This window comes from Gordonia insulae (genome assembly GCF_003855095.1).
GTDB classification, from domain to species: Bacteria; Actinomycetota; Actinomycetes; order Mycobacteriales; family Mycobacteriaceae; genus Gordonia; species Gordonia insulae.
In genome coordinates this window covers 887986-902750 of the sequence record NZ_CP033972.1, presented here as the reverse complement: position 1 = coordinate 902750, position 14765 = coordinate 887986, and the positions used below count along the sequence as shown (strand labels likewise).

Annotated in this window: 14 protein-coding genes; 1 reads left to right on the top strand and 13 read right to left on the bottom strand. The window is 68.7% G+C overall.

The genetic code is table 11. The annotated features are described in order from the left end of the window. Position 1: 1 nt before the first annotated feature. From pyrF to D7316_RS04200, 10 genes are all read right to left on the bottom strand, one after another. The gene (gene pyrF / locus D7316_RS04245) at positions 2-838 is read right to left on the bottom strand and encodes an orotidine-5'-phosphate decarboxylase (RefSeq protein WP_124707184.1); all 837 of its coding nucleotides are present in this window, start codon (positions 836-838) and stop codon (positions 2-4) included. Beyond that, a complete protein-coding gene (gene carB, locus D7316_RS04240; protein WP_124707183.1) occupies positions 835-4170 on the bottom strand; it encodes a carbamoyl-phosphate synthase large subunit in 3336 nt (1111 codons plus the stop codon). Before carB ends, pyrF begins: the two co-directional genes overlap by 4 nt. Beyond that, positions 4170-5360, bottom strand: a complete 1191-nt coding sequence (carA, locus tag D7316_RS04235; protein ID WP_124707182.1) for a glutamine-hydrolyzing carbamoyl-phosphate synthase small subunit — start codon at positions 5358-5360, stop codon at positions 4170-4172. Before carA ends, carB begins: the two co-directional genes overlap by 1 nt. Then, entirely contained in the window at positions 5357-5911 is a 555-nt protein-coding gene (locus tag D7316_RS04230) for a PH-like domain-containing protein (RefSeq protein ID WP_124707181.1), read from the bottom strand. Before D7316_RS04230 ends, carA begins: the two co-directional genes overlap by 4 nt. Beyond that, the gene (locus D7316_RS04225) at positions 5908-7218 is read right to left on the bottom strand and encodes a dihydroorotase (RefSeq protein WP_124707180.1); all 1311 of its coding nucleotides are present in this window, start codon (positions 7216-7218) and stop codon (positions 5908-5910) included. Before D7316_RS04225 ends, D7316_RS04230 begins: the two co-directional genes overlap by 4 nt. Beyond that, positions 7215-8201 carry an aspartate carbamoyltransferase catalytic subunit gene (locus D7316_RS04220; protein WP_124707179.1) on the bottom strand — a complete coding sequence of 329 codons (987 nt, stop codon included), beginning with the start codon at positions 8199-8201 and terminating at the stop codon, positions 7215-7217. Before D7316_RS04220 ends, D7316_RS04225 begins: the two co-directional genes overlap by 4 nt. After that, positions 8201-8821 (bottom strand): bifunctional pyr operon transcriptional regulator/uracil phosphoribosyltransferase PyrR, encoded by a 621-nt coding sequence (pyrR, locus tag D7316_RS04215; protein WP_124711096.1) that lies wholly within the window; start codon positions 8819-8821, stop codon positions 8201-8203. The genes D7316_RS04220 and pyrR overlap by 1 nt, the downstream gene beginning before the upstream one ends. A 131-nt stretch (positions 8822-8952) precedes the next feature. Further along, positions 8953-9429: a transcription antitermination factor NusB gene (nusB, locus tag D7316_RS04210; protein WP_124707178.1), complete on the bottom strand. Its 477-nt coding sequence runs from the start codon at positions 9427-9429 to the stop codon at positions 8953-8955. 17 nt (positions 9430-9446) lie between these two features. Further along, positions 9447-10010, bottom strand: coding sequence for an elongation factor P (gene efp / locus D7316_RS04205; RefSeq protein WP_124707177.1), 564 nt, complete (start codon positions 10008-10010; stop codon positions 9447-9449). A gap of 31 nt (positions 10011-10041) precedes the next feature. Continuing rightward, a complete protein-coding gene (locus tag D7316_RS04200; protein WP_124707176.1) occupies positions 10042-11169 on the bottom strand; it encodes an aminopeptidase P family protein in 1128 nt (375 codons plus the stop codon). Positions 11170-11294: 125 nt separating this feature from the next. Here D7316_RS04200 and D7316_RS04195 point away from each other — a divergent pair, with 125 nt between their 5' ends. Then, on the top strand, positions 11295-11789 hold the full coding sequence (locus D7316_RS04195; protein WP_124707175.1) for a B-4DMT family transporter: 495 nt from the start codon (positions 11295-11297) through the stop codon (positions 11787-11789). 87 nt (positions 11790-11876) lie between these two features. Here D7316_RS04195 and aroB read toward each other — a convergent pair whose 3' ends face one another. The 3 genes from aroB to aroC are packed head-to-tail and all read right to left on the bottom strand — an operon-like array spanning position 11877 to position 14739. Further along, positions 11877-12983 (bottom strand): 3-dehydroquinate synthase, encoded by a 1107-nt coding sequence (gene aroB / locus D7316_RS04190; protein ID WP_124707174.1) that lies wholly within the window; start codon positions 12981-12983, stop codon positions 11877-11879. Then, entirely contained in the window at positions 12980-13534 is a 555-nt protein-coding gene (locus D7316_RS04185) for a shikimate kinase (protein WP_124707173.1), read from the bottom strand. Before D7316_RS04185 ends, aroB begins: the two co-directional genes overlap by 4 nt. Further along, positions 13531-14739: a chorismate synthase gene (gene aroC / locus D7316_RS04180; RefSeq protein WP_124707172.1), complete on the bottom strand. Its 1209-nt coding sequence runs from the start codon at positions 14737-14739 to the stop codon at positions 13531-13533. The genes D7316_RS04185 and aroC overlap by 4 nt, the downstream gene beginning before the upstream one ends. Between the last annotated feature and the right edge of the window lie 26 nt (positions 14740-14765).

Below are 14765 nucleotides of genomic sequence, written 5' to 3'. Positions count from 1 at the left end.
TTCAGCGCAGCGCCGACTCCACCTCGTCACGCGTGCGCTCACAAGCAGATCGGAGCTCTCCGATCGCCGGTCCGCTGCGCAACACTCCCCGACTGCTCGCGGGCAGCAACCAGGCCGTGTCGGCGTCGGCGAACACCTCGGCGAGATCCGCCGGGGTGGCCCCCTGCGCGCCGAGCCCGGGCGACAGTATCGGCCCCTGCAGCGCACCGAGGTCGAGGCCGTGCGCGCGCGTGGCGCCGACGACCAGTCCTACGGTCGCCGATCCGTCGGCGTTCTCCACGGCCGCGGCGTCGACGACGGTCTGTCCGACCGCTCGTCCGTCCGCGTCGGCGAGCTGAATCCGTGCGCCCTCGGGGTTCGAGGTGCGGGCGAGCACGAAGACCCCGCGCTCGGTCGCACGTGCCGCCTCCACGGCGGGAGCGAGGGAACCGAACCCGAGGTAGGGCGAGACGGTGACGGCGTCCGAGCACAGCGGTGAGGCGTCCCCGAGCCATGCGGTGGCGTACGCCTGCATCGTCGAGCCGATGTCACCACGTTTGGCGTCGGCGAGGACCAGCGCACCGGCCGCCTGAGCGCCGCGGATCACCTTCTCCAGAACGGCGAATCCGCCGGAGCCGAAGACCTCGAAGAAGGCGACCTGCGGTTTGATGACCGCGGCGACCGGTCCCAACGCCTCGACACAGATGTCCGCGAACCTCGACAACCCGTCGATCGAGACCGGTAGGCCCCACTCCTCGAGCAGTTCGGCGTGTGGGTCGATGCCGACGCACAGACGGCCCCGCTCCCCGATCACCTCGCGGTATCGCGGTGCGAACCCGGACGAGGGCGGCGCGGTCATCGCCTGTTCACCAGCACCGCGTGACGCCGTTGCAGCGACTGGACCTCCATCTGGCCGTTCATCGCCGCCTCGATGCCCTGCACGGCCGCGCTCGCGCCCTGCACCGTGGTGATGCACGGGATGTTCACCGACACCGCGGCGCTACGGATCTCGTATCCGTCCACGCGCGGGCCGGAATTGCCGTACGGCGTGTTGATCACCATCGAGACCTCACCCGCGCGGATGAGGTCGACGATCGTGGGCTCGCCTTCGGCCGCCTCGAAGTGCTTGCGCACGGTCCGGCACTCGATGCCGTTGCGCCGCAACACATCTGCAGTGCCCTCGGTCGCCAGGATCTCGAATCCGAGGTCGGCGAGATGCTTGACCGGGAAGATCAGCGCCCGCTTGTCCTTGTTGGCCACCGACACGAAGATCGCGCCCGACATGGGGAGTGACCCGTACGCGGCCGTCTGCGACTTCGCGAAGGCGCGACCGAAGTCGGCGTCGATGCCCATCACCTCGCCCGTCGACTTCATCTCCGGGCTCAACAGCGAATCCACACCGCTTCCGTCATGGCGGCGGAACCGGTTGAAGGGCAACACCGCCTCCTTCACCGAGATCGGCGCGTGCGCAGGTGATTCGCCGCCGTCCCCGGTGGCCTCCAGCAGACCCTGCGTGCGCAGCTCGGCGATCGACTCGCCGAGCATGACGCGGGCACATGCCTTGGCCAGCGACACGGCGGTGGCCTTGGACACGAAGGGCACGGTGCGGCTGGCGCGCGGATTGGCCTCCAGCACGTAGAGGATGTCGTCCTTGAGCGCGTATTGGACGTTCAGCAGACCGCGCACGCCGATGCCTCGTGCCAGCGCCTCGGTGGACGCCCGGACCATCGCGAGGTCGGCCCGGCCGAGCGTCACCGGCGGCAACGCACAGGCCGAGTCACCGGAATGGATGCCGGCCTCCTCGATGTGCTCCATGACCCCGCCGATGTAGACCTCGTCGCCGTCGCACAACGCGTCGACGTCGATCTCCACGGCGTCCTCGAGGAACCGGTCGACCAGTACGGGATGGTCCGGGGTGAGTTCGGTGGCACGAGAGATGTAGTCCTCCAAGGACTTCTCGTCGTAGACGATCTCCATGCCGCGGCCACCGAGCACGTAGGACGGACGGACCAGCACGGGGTAGCCGATGCGAGCCGCGGTGTCGCGGGCCTCCACGAAGCTCGTCGCGGTGCCGAACGCGGGAGCGGGCAGACCCGCGGCGGTGAGCACCTTGCCGAACTCTCCACGGTCCTCGGCGAGATCGATGGCCTCCGGACTCGTCCCGACGATGGGCACCCCGGCGGCGGCGAGGCGGTGCGCGAGACCGAGCGGGGTCTGCCCGCCGAGCTGCACGATCACCCCGGCGACGGTGCCGGACTCGGCCTCCGCGCGATAGACCTCGAGCACGTCCTCGAAGGTCAGCGGCTCGAAGTACAGGCGGTCGGCGGTGTCGTAGTCCGTCGAGACCGTCTCCGGGTTGCAGTTGACCATCACGGTCTCGTATCCGGCCTCCGACAGCGTCAGCGCCGCATGCACACACGAATAGTCGAACTCGATACCCTGGCCGATGCGGTTGGGCCCCGACCCCAGGATGAGCACCTTCGGTCGATCCGGCTGTGGCGCAACCTCACTGGTGGCCGCCGGATCGAGCTCATAGGTCGAGTAGTGATACGGCGTCTTGGCCTCGAACTCGGCCGCGCAGGTGTCGACGGTCTTGTAGACGGGATGCACGCCGAACCCCAGGCGGAGTTCGCGTGCCGCCGCCTCGTCGACGAGATCGGCACGCAGCGCGGCGATCTGACGGTCGGAGAATCCGGTGCTCTTCGCCTCGCGCAGCAGGGCCTCGTCCAGCGTGTCCGCGTCGCGGATCGCCGCGCCGAGTGCGGCGATGCCGCCGATCTCGGCGAGGAACCACGGGTCGATGGCGGTCGCCTCGTAGAGTTGCTCGATCGACGCCCCGGCCTCGAAGGCCAGCATCAGCCCGTACAGACGACCGTCCTTCGGCGTCGTCAACGACTCCAGCAGCTCGTCGAGATCGATGGTCGCGGGATCGGGTCGGTTCGGCTCGGTCCAGAATCCGCCCGCCTTGTTCTCCAGCGAGCGCATGACCTTGCCCAGGGCCTCGGCGAAGCTGCGGCCCAACGACATCGCCTCACCCACCGACTTCATCGTGGTGGTCAGCGTGTCGTCGGCGCCGGGGAACTTCTCGAAAGCGAACCGCGGCGCCTTGACGACGACGTAGTCGAGCGTCGGCTCGAAGCACGCCGGCGTCTCCTTGGTGATGTCGTTGACGATCTCGTCCAGGCTGTATCCGATCGCGAGCTTCGCGGCGATCTTGGCGATCGGGAAGCCCGTCGCCTTCGACGCCAGGGCCGACGAGCGGGACACGCGGGGATTCATCTCGATGACGACGAGACGGCCGTCGGTGGGGTCCTGGGCGAACTGGATGTTGCAGCCACCGGTGTCGACGCCGACCTCACGCAGGATCGCGATCGAGAGGTCGCGCATGATCTGGTACTCACGGTCGGTCAGGGTCATCGCCGGCGCGACGGTGACCGAGTCACCCGTGTGCACACCGACCGGATCGAGATTCTCGATCGAGCACACCACCACGACGTTGTCGCGGTTGTCGCGCATCAATTCGAGCTCGTATTCCTTCCAGCCCAGGATCGATTCCTCGATCAGCACGTTGGCGGTCGGCGATGCGGCCAAACCACCGCCGGCGATCCGCTCGAGGTCGGTGCGGTCGTACGCCATCCCCGAGCCCAGTCCGCCCATGGTGAACGACGGCCGCACCACGACCGGGTAGCCGAGGTCGTCGACCGTGGCGTAGACCTCGTCCATCGTGTGGCACACGGCAGATCGGGCGCTCTCACCACCGACCTTCGCGACGATGTCCTTGAACTTCTGTCGATCCTCACCGCGCTGGATGGCATCGAAGTCGGCGCCGATCAGCTCGATCCCATACTTCTCCAACGAACCACGATCGTGGAGCGCGACCGCGGTGTTGAGCGCGGTCTGGCCACCGAGGGTGGCCAGTACCGCGTCGATGGGATGACCGGCGTCGCGCTCGGCCTCGATCACCTTCTCCACGTACTCCGCCGTGATCGGCTCGATGTAGGTGGCGTCGGCGAACTCGGGGTCGGTCATGATCGTCGCCGGATTGGAGTTCACCAGGCTGACCCGCAGGCCCTCGGCCTTGAGGACGCGGCACGCCTGCGTGCCGGAGTAGTCGAACTCGCACGCCTGGCCGATCACGATCGGGCCCGACCCGATGACCAGGACGTGGGAGATGTCTGTGCGGCGTGGCATCAGGCTCTCGTTCCTTGCGCAGCGCCACCCTCGAGGAGGGTGACGAACTTGTCGAAGAGGTATGCGGCGTCGTGTGGACCGGCCGCCGCCTCCGGGTGGTACTGGACCGAAAAGGCCTGTCCCGAAAGTAATTCCACGCCCTCGACGGTGCCGTCGTTGGCGCAGACGTGACTCACTCGGGCCCGGCCGAAGTCGGTGTCGAACTCCTCGCCGGCCTCACCTTCGAGTGCGAACCCGTGGTTCTGCGCGGTGATCGACACCGTGCCGGTCACGTGGTCGATCACCGGGATGTTGATGCCGCGATGACCGAACTTCATCTTGTAGGTGCTCCGCCCGAGCGCCCGACCGAGGATCTGGTTGCCGAAGCAGATGCCGAACAGCGGCAGCCCTGCGCCGAGGACACCCCGCGTCAACTCCACGGTGGCGTCGGCGGTCGCCGGATCACCCGGCCCGTTGGACAGGAACACGCCATCCGGCTTCAGATCGGTGATCGCGTCGAGACCGACCGTCGACGGCAACACATGTACCTGTACACCTCGCTGCGCGAACATCCGCGGGGTGTTGGTCTTGATGCCGAGGTCGAGAGCCGCGACCGTGAATCGGGCTTCGCCGCCACCACTTCCGGTGCCCGCGGCGGGTTCCACGACGTAACCCGTGTCGGTGGTCACCTCACCGGCCAGGTTGGCGCCCTTCATCTCCGGCTGATTACGGACCCGCGAGACCAGATCGTCGTCCGTCGACACCGCCGCGCCGGAGAAGATCCCGGCGCGCATCGAGCCGTGGTCGCGCAACACGCGGACCAGCGTCCGGGTGTCGATGCCGGCGATACCCACGACCTCCTGACGACGGAGTTCGTCCTCCAGTGACGTGGTGGCCCGCCAGTTCGACACGCGCCGTGTGGGATTGCGCACGGCGTAACCGGCGACCCAGATCTTGCCCGAGTCCCCCGTCGCCGAGTCGCTACCCGCGCTGCCGGTGCTCTCGCCGTCCTCGTCGTTCCAGCCGGTGTTGCCGATCTGCGGCGCCGTGGCCACGACGATCTGCCGGTGGTAACTCGGGTCGGTCAGGGTCTCCTGATAGCCGGTCATCGCCGTGCAGAACACCGCCTCGCCGAGCGTCTCGCCGACGGCCCCGAACGGCAGGCCGCGGAAGACCTGCCCGTTCTCCAGCACCAGAACCGCTGTGCTCATTGCTCTTTCCCCTTCTCGTCCTGCCCGCTCGCCGCGCTCCCGGCGTCGTGTTCAGCTGCCGTGGCCGCGTAGTCGGCAACCCACCCGGGATAAACACTCTTGTCGTCCGCGCGCAGGCCCGAGTCGATCTCGGTCCCGCTCGGCAACACCCAGCGGATCACCAGCACGCCGTCCGCGGTCATCACCTTCCCGGCCAGACCGCGCTCGGTCCGCACCGCGGTGATCGACGACCGCGGGATCCAGATCTCGGATGCGCCCCGCCGTTCGATCAGGATGCCGTCCGGGTACGCGGATATCGCCGCGGCGGCGCGATCCCCGAAGTCCCCCACCGCGATCCGGTTCTGCCAGCTCGGCGCCATGGTGCTGCCGACGTACAAGCCGGTGTCGGGACCGCGCGTCGGTGCGGAGAGGTCGGCGGGAACCGCCGGGGGCGTCCCGATCACGTCCGCCTGACGACGGCCGCGGTTGCGCCACCCGCGCACAGCGAGGGCGACCAGTCCCAACCAGACCAGGACCACGACCAGCAGGACGGTCAGCTCGAACCCGCTCATCGGGTGACCTCACCGTCGCGAGCGGTGACCACCCCGCGGAGCACGGTCGCGGTCACGGTGGCGGGCATCGTCATCGACTCGTACGGGGTGTTGCGTGACAGGCTGGCCAGGCCGTCGGGGTCGACAACCCACGACGTGTCCGGATCGATCAGCGTGAGATTGGCCGGCTCCCCGACCTCGATCGGCCGTCCCTGATCGGTCAGCCCGACGATCTGTGCCGGCCGCTCGCTCATCACCTTCGCGACGCCGCGCCAGTCCAGCAGGCCGGTGGCGACCATCGTCTCGACGACGATCGGCAATGCGGTCTGCAGTCCGAGCATGCCCGGTCGGGCCTGGCCGAACTCACACGCCTTCTCCTGGGCGGCATGCGGCGCGTGATCGGTGGCGACGCAGTCGATCACACCGTCGGCGAGCGCCTGCCGCAGCGCGATGTTGTCGCGGGCCTCGCGCAGCGGTGGGTTGACCTTGTTCACCGGGTCGTACGTGGCAAGGCGCGAGTCGTCGAGCAACAGATGGTGCGGCGTCACCTCGGCGCTGATCGCGATCCCCTGCGCGCGCGCCCAGCGCAGCAGTTCGACGGTGCCCTCGGTGGAGGCGTGACAGATGTGGACCCGGGTCCCGGCATCCCGCGCCAACAGTGCGTCGCGGATGACGATCGACTCCTCGGCGGCACGGGGCCACCCGGCGAGACCGAGCCGTGCGGCATTCGGTCCTTCGTGGGCGACGGCCCCGACGGTCAGCCGCGGCTCCTCCGCGTGCTGGGCGATCAACACGTCGAGGCTCTTCGCGTACTCGAGTGCGCGGCGCATGAGTAGCGGGTCGTCGACGCACTTGCCGTCGTCGCTGAACATGCGCACTCCCGCCACGCCGGCCGCCATCATGCCCATCTCGGCGAGTTGCTTGCCGGCGAGCCCGACGGTGACGGCACCGACCGGGTACACGTCGACGAGTCCGATGTCGCGGCCCGTGCGCCAGACGTTGTCGGTGACGGTCGAGTTGTCGGCGACCGGATCGGTGTTCGCCATGGCGAACACCGCGGTGTAGCCACCGAGCGCGGCCGCCGCGGATCCGGTGCGGATCGTCTCGGTGTCTTCCCGGCCGGGCTCACGCAGGTGGGTGTGCAGGTCGACCAGACCCGGCAGCAGGATCGCGCCGCCGCCGTCGATGCGGTCGGCCCCGGCCGGCGCGGACAACTCCGAGCCGATCTCGTTGATGGTGCCGTCGACGACCACTACGTCGATCGGCTCACCCTCGCCGTAGGGACGGACGTCGGTGATCAGGACCGATCCGGATGTCGGAGCGCTCACTTCTGCATCTCCCCTCGCTGGGCTCCCGGGGTGTTCGCCGGGCTCGGCGCGCTGTCGGTGCCGACGAGCAGGCGGAACAGCACCGCCATCCGCACGTGCACGCCGTTGCGGACCTGCTCGAGCACGGTCGCGCGCGGTGAATCGGCGACCGAGTAGCCGATCTCCATGCCGCGCAGCATCGGGCCGGGATGCAGGACCACGGCGTCGTCGGGCAGCAGGTTCATCCGTCGGTCGTTGAGGCCGTAACGCACCGAGTACTCACGCGCGCTCGGGAAGAATCCGCCGTTCATCCGCTCGGCCTGCACGCGCAGCATCATCACCGCGTCGACCGCGGGCAGTTCGGCGTCGAGGTCGTTGGACGTGATCACCGGCCATTCCGCCACCCCGACCGGCAGCAGCGTCGGCGGCGCCACGAGCACCACCTCGGCGCCCAGGGTGGACAGCAGGTGGGCATTGGATCGGGCCACCCGCGAGTGCAGGACGTCACCGACGATCGCGACGCGGCGCCCGTTCAGCGACCCGAGTCGCTGGCGCAGGGTGAGCGCGTCGAGCAACGCCTGGGTCGGATGCTCGTGGGTGCCGTCGCCGGCATTGATGATGGCCGGCCCGTCGTCGTCGGGACCCGCGGTCCAGCCCGCGATCTGATGCGCGGCTCCGGAGGCCGGGTGCCGGACGATCAGTGCGTCGGCGCCCGCCGCATGGAGCGTCTTGGCGGTGTCCCGCAGCGACTCGCCCTTGCCTGCCGAACTGCTCGACGCACTCACGTTGATGACGTCGGCGCTCATCCATTTGCCGGCCACCTCGAAGGACACCCGGGTGCGGGTCGAGTTCTCGTAGAAGACCGTCATGACCGTGCGGCCCCGCAGCGTCGGGAGCTTGCGGACCTCGCGCCCGGTCAGAGCCTGTTCGAAACGTTCTGCCTCGTCGAGGAGTTCGGTCGCCTCGTCGGCGGAGAGATCCTGGGTGGAGAGCAGGTGACGCATCAGCTCTGGCCTCCGGGGACGGACGTCTGCCGAGGCGGGGCCGGACTCAACACGACCTGGTCGATGCCGTCGTGCTCCTCGAGGTGCACCGACACGTTCTCGTCGCGGGATGTGGGGATGTTCTTGCCGACGTAGTCGGCGCGCAGCGGCAGTTCGCGGTGGCCGCGGTCGACCAGGACGGCCAACTGCACCGCGGCCGGACGCCCCAGGTCGCGCAGCGCGTCGAGCGCGGCGCGGACGGTCCGGCCGGAGAAGAGGACGTCGTCGACGAGCACGACGACCGCGTTGTCGACGCCGCCCGGCGGAACGACCGTGCGTTCCAGCGCCCGGTGCGGCTTGGCACGCAGGTCGTCGCGGTAGAGCGTGATGTCGAGGTATCCGACCGGCACGTCGGTGCCGGCGAACTCGTTGATCTTCTCGGCCAGGCGGGAAGCGAGATATGTTCCACGCGTAGGGATTCCGATGATCACCACGCGGGGTGCGGCGGAAGAGTCGAGGGCCGTCTTCTCGATCACCTCGTGCGCGACCCGGGCAATGGTGCGGGCTACGTCGGAAGCGTCGAGCAGAACCCGCCCGGAGGGCCGGGCATCGTCGGTTGGCTGCACACCGTCAGTCGACATGGTCAAGCCGACCTCCTTCTCCGCCTCGCCGGACGGATCGTTAAAGGATGTCTGTCTCGCAGAACTCTACACGCCACCACCTCGCGAATCCGAGTCGACGAGGTGTGTGGTGCGTCAAACCGGGAGTGAGGTCACTCGGTGCCCGGGGCCGGGCGATCGTCGCCCGCGGCCGCCGCGGCACGCACCTGCGGGGCCAGTTCGGCGATCCGTGCCAGCACACCGTTGACGAACGCCGGCGAGTCGTCGGTGGAGAGCTCCTTGGCCAGCTCCACCGCCTCGTCGACGATCACGACGGGATCGACGTCGACCGCGTTGAACAGTTCCCAGGTCGCCAGCCGCAGGATCGCACGGTCGACCGCGGGCAGCCGTTCCAGTGTCCAGCCGCGCAGATGCGAGGAGACGACGGCGTCGACCTGGGTCAGATCGCCGCTCAGGCCGTCGATGACGGTCGCGGTGTAGTCGTGGATGGTGCCGACGCTCTCGTCGTCGCGGACGTACTCGCGTCGCTCGGCGACCAGCTGCGCGGGGCTGACCTTCTTGGCCTCCGCCTCGAACAGCAGGTCGACCGCGCGACGGCGGGCCTTGTGTCGGGTACCGGATTTCTTCACTGACTGGCTTCGCGTGCTCAAGCGTTGACGCGGCCGAGGTAGCTGCCGTCGCGGGAGTCGACCTTCAGCTTGTCCCCGGTGTTGATGAACAGCGGCACCTGGATCTCGGCACCGGTCTCCATCGTCGCGGGCTTGGTACCACCGGTGGAGCGGTCGCCCTGCAGGCCCGGGTCGGTCTGCTGGACCAGCAACTCGATCGTGACCGGCAGCTCGATGAACAGCGGGGTGCCCTCGTTGAGCGAGACCTGCACGGTCATGTTCTCCAGCAGGAAGCGCGCGCCCTCGCCGACGGTGGCCGGCGAGATCGCGAACTGCTCGTAGTCCTGGGTGTCCATGAACACGTAATCGGAGCCGTCGTTGTACAGGTAGGTCATGTCGCGACGGTCGACCGTCGCGGTCTCCACCTTCACGCCGGCGTTGAACGTCTTGTCGACGGTCTTGCCGGACATCACGTTCTTGATCTTGGTGCGCACGAACGCCGGGCCCTTGCCGGGCTTGACGTGCTGGAATTCCTGGATCTGCCAGAGCTGGTCGTCCATGCGCAGCACGAGGCCGTTCTTGAAATCGGCGGTGGTCGCCATGTTCTCTTCCCTAACTTGATGTCAATTGCCGTCAGATGACGGTGAATGCCTTGTCGGTGGCGGTCAGCAGGTCCGGTGTGTCACCGGCCGTCTCCATACTGGTGACGACGAGTGTGTCCTCGATCCTGACGCCACCTCGACCGGGGAGGTAGACGCCGGGCTCCACGGTCACCGCCGCGCCGCAAGGCAGTGTACCCGTCGCGAGCGCGCCGATTCCCGGCGCTTCGTGGATCTCCAGCCCGACGCCGTGGCCGAGGCCGTGGACGTAATGCTCGCCGTGCCCGGCGTCGGCGATCACCGAACGGGCCGCGGCGTCGACTGCGCGAAGGTCGGCACCCGGGTGCAGCGCCGCACGTCCCGCCGCCTGCGCCGCCTCGACCAGGTCGTAGATCTCGCGTTGCCAGTCGGCGGCGTGCGACAGCACATAGGTCCTGGTCATGTCGGAGTGGTATCCCCCGACGACGGCTCCGAAGTCGATCTTCACGAAGTCGCCGTCGGCGAGCACCGCATCGGTGGGCCGGTGATGCGGCACGGCGGAGTTGGCGCCGGCGGCCACGATGGTCTCGAAGGCGATGTCGTCGGCGCCGAGCGCGTACATCTCCCATTCCAGGGCGCGCGCCACCTGACGCTCGGTGGCACCTGCCCGGATCACGCCGCGCTCGATGATCGTCGCCAGGGCCTGATCCCCGACGCCGCAGGCCTGCCGCAGCAGGTCGATCTCACCAGGATCCTTGATGATCCGCAGTTGCTGGACCAGTCCGGTGTGTGCGGTCAGCCGTGGGGGCGTGTCGTGGTCGTCGGCGATCCGTGCCCGCAGCCCGCGGTACTGCGCGACGGTGACCGTATCGGCCTCGAAGGCGACGGTCGCGGCGCCCGAGTCGCGCGCCCGCAGCGCCAGTTCGGTGAGGCAGTCCCGGGCGATGACCGCCTCGAGGTCACCCGCCTGCTGCGCCACCTGGGTGATGTAGCGCCCGTCGGTGCAGATGCGGTCCGCGGCCGGGTCGTCGACCCAGATGAGGACGGCCGCATTGGACCCGGTGAACCCGGTCAGGTACCGCACGTTGACGAGATCGCTGACGACGACGGCGTCGGCCGGGTTCGCAGATCCGGCGAGCGCCGCCCGCAGACGATCACGGCGCGCTCGGTAAGCGCTGGTCATGGCTTCGGCAGGCATCCTTTCACGCTACCGTGCGGTCCGTCGGCCCACCCGGCACACCACCCCGGCGACCACCCCGGACGGGGAAGTGTTTTGGAACACGTTCCCCGTTGCGTACCCTGTCCGCTATGTCTTCGTGGTTGCTGCGCGGTCTGGCCATGACCGTCGTTCACGTCATCGCCCGTGTCCTGCTCGGTGTGGCGGTGGTCAACGCCCCCCTGCACACCACCGTCTGGAAGACGATCGCGATCGCCGCGGTCGTTCTCGTCGCCCTGGTGTGGGGTGGTATCGACGGCATGGCCGACGCCCGTGCCAACCCGGATCCCGACGACTATGACGACCTGACGGTTCGCTGGCTGCAGGCCGGTCTGCTCGCCGGAGTCCTGGCCGGCATCATCGGCTGGATCCTGGGCCGATTCGTGTTCGCCGGGATCGGCGAGGCGAATCTGTTCGTCGAAATCGTCGCGGGTGGATCGTTCACCGCGCTGCTGGTCTTCGCGCCCGCCTTCGTGGGTGCCGCGATCGGACGTTTCCTGGTGCGTCGCGATCAGCGCAAGGGCGAGTCGAACGACGACGACTGGTCGGTCCATCCCGATCGGGACCCCGAGCACGCCGCGAGCTGAGCGACCGCCTCTGCGGCCTTCCGACACACCAAAGAACTCCCATCGCCCGGAATGTCCGGCAGCGATGGGAGTTTTTTCACATCCGAGTCAGAGCAGTACACCGCCGGACGCCGTCGCGTTGCCGGCCACCGCCGAATACGCCGCGGCGATCAGCCCGGGATCGGGTCCCTCGAGCCGCCCCGGCTTCGCCAGGCCGTCGAGCACGACGAACCGCAGCACACCGGCGCGATTCTTCTTGTCCCCGGCCATACCCTCCAGCAGGTCCGGCAGGGCGTCGGAGTCATAGCCGGTCGGCAGTCCGACGAGTTCGAGTATCGACGCGTGGCGGTCGGCGGTCGCGTCGTCGAGCCGGCCGGCCAACCGGGCCAACTCGGCAGCGAACACCAGACCCACCGACACCGCGGCACCATGGCGCCAGCGGTAGCGTTCGCGGCGTTCGATCGCGTGTCCGAGAGTGTGTCCGTAGTTGAGGATCTCCCGCAAGGAGGATTCCTTCAGGTCTGCCGACACGACGTCAGCCTTGACCTGCACCGACCGCCGGATCAATTCCGGCAGAACCGATCCGCTCGGATCGACGGCCGCCGCGGGATCGGCCTCGATGAGGTCGAGGATGACCGGATCGGCGATGAAACCGGTCTTGATCACCTCGGCGAGGCCGGCGATCACCTCGTTGCGCGGCACCGTCTCCAGCGTGGCGGTGTCGATCAGCACGGCATCCGGTTCGTGGAACGCGCCGACCAGATTCTTGCCCGCATCGGTGTTGATGCCGGTCTTACCACCCACCGCGGCGTCGACCATCGCGAGCAGGGTCGTCGGGATGTGGATGACGCCGATACCGCGCATCCAGGTCGCCGCCACGAAACCCGCGAGATCGGTGGCCGCTCCCCCGCCGAGACTGATCACCTTGTCGTTGCGTTTGAGTCCGATCCGGCCGAACACGTCCCAGCAGAACGCGGCGACGGAGAGGTCCTTGCCCGCCTCGGCATCCGGGATCTCCACCCGATGCGCGTCGAAGCCCTTGTCGGCGAGGAACTCCCGGATCTGCTCGGCGGTCTGGGCGAGAGTCGGCTGATACAGGATCGCGATGCGATCGGCGCCGGTCGCCGCGACGGCCACATCGTCGAGGAGTCCGCGGCCGATGATGACGTCGTACGGCGCGCCGGCGTTGACCGTGATCGCTATCGGCTCGGTCATGGGATCGATGCCCTTTCTGGTACGAGTGCCCGGGCCAATTCGGCGAGGATGACATCGGCGACGTCGCCGGGTTCGCCGGCGGCGGCATCGACGGTGAACGTGCCCGTGCGGGTGTAGGTCTCGTCACGCTCGGCGAGGAGTTCGCGGTAGCGCTGCTGTGGATCCTCGGCGGCGATCAGTGGTCGGTCCGTGCCACGGACCCGCGCGAAGCCGTCCTCGGCGGTGATCTGCAGGTAGACCACCCGGTGTCCGGCGAGACCGTCGGCGACGGCCGGCGTCATCACAGCGCCACCCCCGAGTGCGACGACGCCGCCGTGGGATCGCAGGACGTCGAGGACCACGTCCCGCTCGATCTCCCGGAAACGTTCCGGACCGTCGGCGGTGAAAATCTCCGGGATGCTGCGACCCGTGGTGCGCACGATCTCGGAGTCGGTGTCGACGAAGTCGACCCCGAGACGATCGGCGAGCACCCGGCCGACCGTCGACTTGCCGGCGCCCATGAAGCCGATCAGCACGACCACCGGGCGGCGTTCCGGCCGCGTCGACGTCATGAGTGCGGAGGCCGGGCGGCGATGAGCTTGCGGTAGCCGGCGAGGTTCTCCGCGGTCTCGGTGACCGAGTCGCCGCCGAACTTGTCCAGGGCCGCCTGCGCGAGGACCAACGCGACCATCGCCTCGGCGACCACACCGGCCGCGGGCACCGCGCACACGTCGGACCGCTGGTGGATCGCGACGGCCTCTTCCCCGGTCGCCATGTCGACCGTGGACAGTGCGCGCGGCACCGTCGAGATCGGCTTCATCGCGGCCCGCACCCGGACGTCTTCGCCGTTGGTCATACCGCCCTCGAGTCCGCCGGCGCGGTTGGTGGACCGCAGCACACCGTCGGGGCCGGGCACCATCTCGTCGTGGGCCTGGCTGCCGCGACGACGCGCGGTGGTGAAACCGTCACCCACCTCGACGCCCTTGATGGCCTGGATGCCCATCAGCGCGCCGGCGAGCCGTGCGTCGAGTCGGGTGTCCCCGCTGACATGCGATCCGAGTCCGACGGGCACTCCGGTGGCGACCACCTCGACGACGCCGCCCAGCGTGTCGCCGTCCTTCTTGGCCGCTTCGATCTCATCGATCATCCGCTGCCCGGCGGCGGCGTCGAACGCCCGCACAGGGCTCTCGTCGATCGCGGGCAGATCGGCATACCGGGGTGCCGGACCGTCATAGGGGTCGCTGGCCCCGATCGAGATGACGTGCGAGAGCACCTCGATACCGAACACCTGGCGCAGGAAGTTGCGTGCGACCGTACCGGCTGCCACCCGCGCGGCGGTCTCGCGGGCGCTGGCGCGTTCGAGGACCGGACGCGCGTCGTCGAAGCCGTACTTGAGCATGCCGGAGTAGTCGGCATGGCCGGGACGTGGCCGGGTCAGCGGCGCGTTACGCGCGCTGCCCTCGAGTTCGGCCGGATCGACCGGGTCGGCGGCCATCACGGTCTCCCACTTGGGCCATTCCGAGTTGGCGATCTCGACCGCGACGGGTCCACCCATGGTCCGGCCGTGCCGAAGCCCGCCGACAAGGGTGATCTTGTCCGCCTCGAACTTCATCCGCGCCCCACGCCCATAGCCGAGGCGTCGACGCGCGAGTTGTTCGGCGATGTCGGACGAGGTGATCTCCACTCCGGCCACCATCCCCTCGACGATGGCGACCAGGGCCGGGCCATGGGACTCTCCGGCAGTTATCCAGCGCAACACAGTGCTCAATTGTTCCATGCGGTCATCCGCGCCCGACGACCCGT

What these genes read in the sequence shown, in the direction of transcription:
- pyrF (WP_124707184.1), bottom strand. Translation starts at nt 838, where the DNA reads ATGACCGCGCCGCCCTCGTCCGGGTTCGCACCGCGATACCGCGAGGTG.
- carB (WP_124707183.1), bottom strand. Translation starts at nt 4,170, where the DNA reads ATGCCACGCCGCACAGACATCTCCCACGTCCTGGTCATCGGGTCGGGC.
- carA (WP_124707182.1), bottom strand. Translation starts at nt 5,360, where the DNA reads ATGAGCACAGCGGTTCTGGTGCTGGAGAACGGGCAGGTCTTCCGCGGC.
- D7316_RS04230 (WP_124707181.1), bottom strand. Translation starts at nt 5,911, where the DNA reads ATGAGCGGGTTCGAGCTGACCGTCCTGCTGGTCGTGGTCCTGGTCTGG.
- D7316_RS04220 (WP_124707179.1), bottom strand. Translation starts at nt 8,201, where the DNA reads ATGCGTCACCTGCTCTCCACCCAGGATCTCTCCGCCGACGAGGCGACC.
- pyrR (WP_124711096.1), bottom strand. Translation starts at nt 8,821, where the DNA reads ATGTCGACTGACGGTGTGCAGCCAACCGACGATGCCCGGCCCTCCGGG.
- efp (WP_124707177.1), bottom strand. Translation starts at nt 10,010, where the DNA reads ATGGCGACCACCGCCGATTTCAAGAACGGCCTCGTGCTGCGCATGGAC.
- D7316_RS04200 (WP_124707176.1), bottom strand. Translation starts at nt 11,169, where the DNA reads ATGACCAGCGCTTACCGAGCGCGCCGTGATCGTCTGCGGGCGGCGCTC.
- D7316_RS04195 (WP_124707175.1), top strand. Translation starts at nt 11,295, where the DNA reads ATGTCTTCGTGGTTGCTGCGCGGTCTGGCCATGACCGTCGTTCACGTC.
- aroB (WP_124707174.1), bottom strand. Translation starts at nt 12,983, where the DNA reads ATGACCGAGCCGATAGCGATCACGGTCAACGCCGGCGCGCCGTACGAC.
- D7316_RS04185 (WP_124707173.1), bottom strand. Translation starts at nt 13,534, where the DNA reads ATGACGTCGACGCGGCCGGAACGCCGCCCGGTGGTCGTGCTGATCGGC.
- aroC (WP_124707172.1), bottom strand. Translation starts at nt 14,739, where the DNA reads ATGGAACAATTGAGCACTGTGTTGCGCTGGATAACTGCCGGAGAGTCC.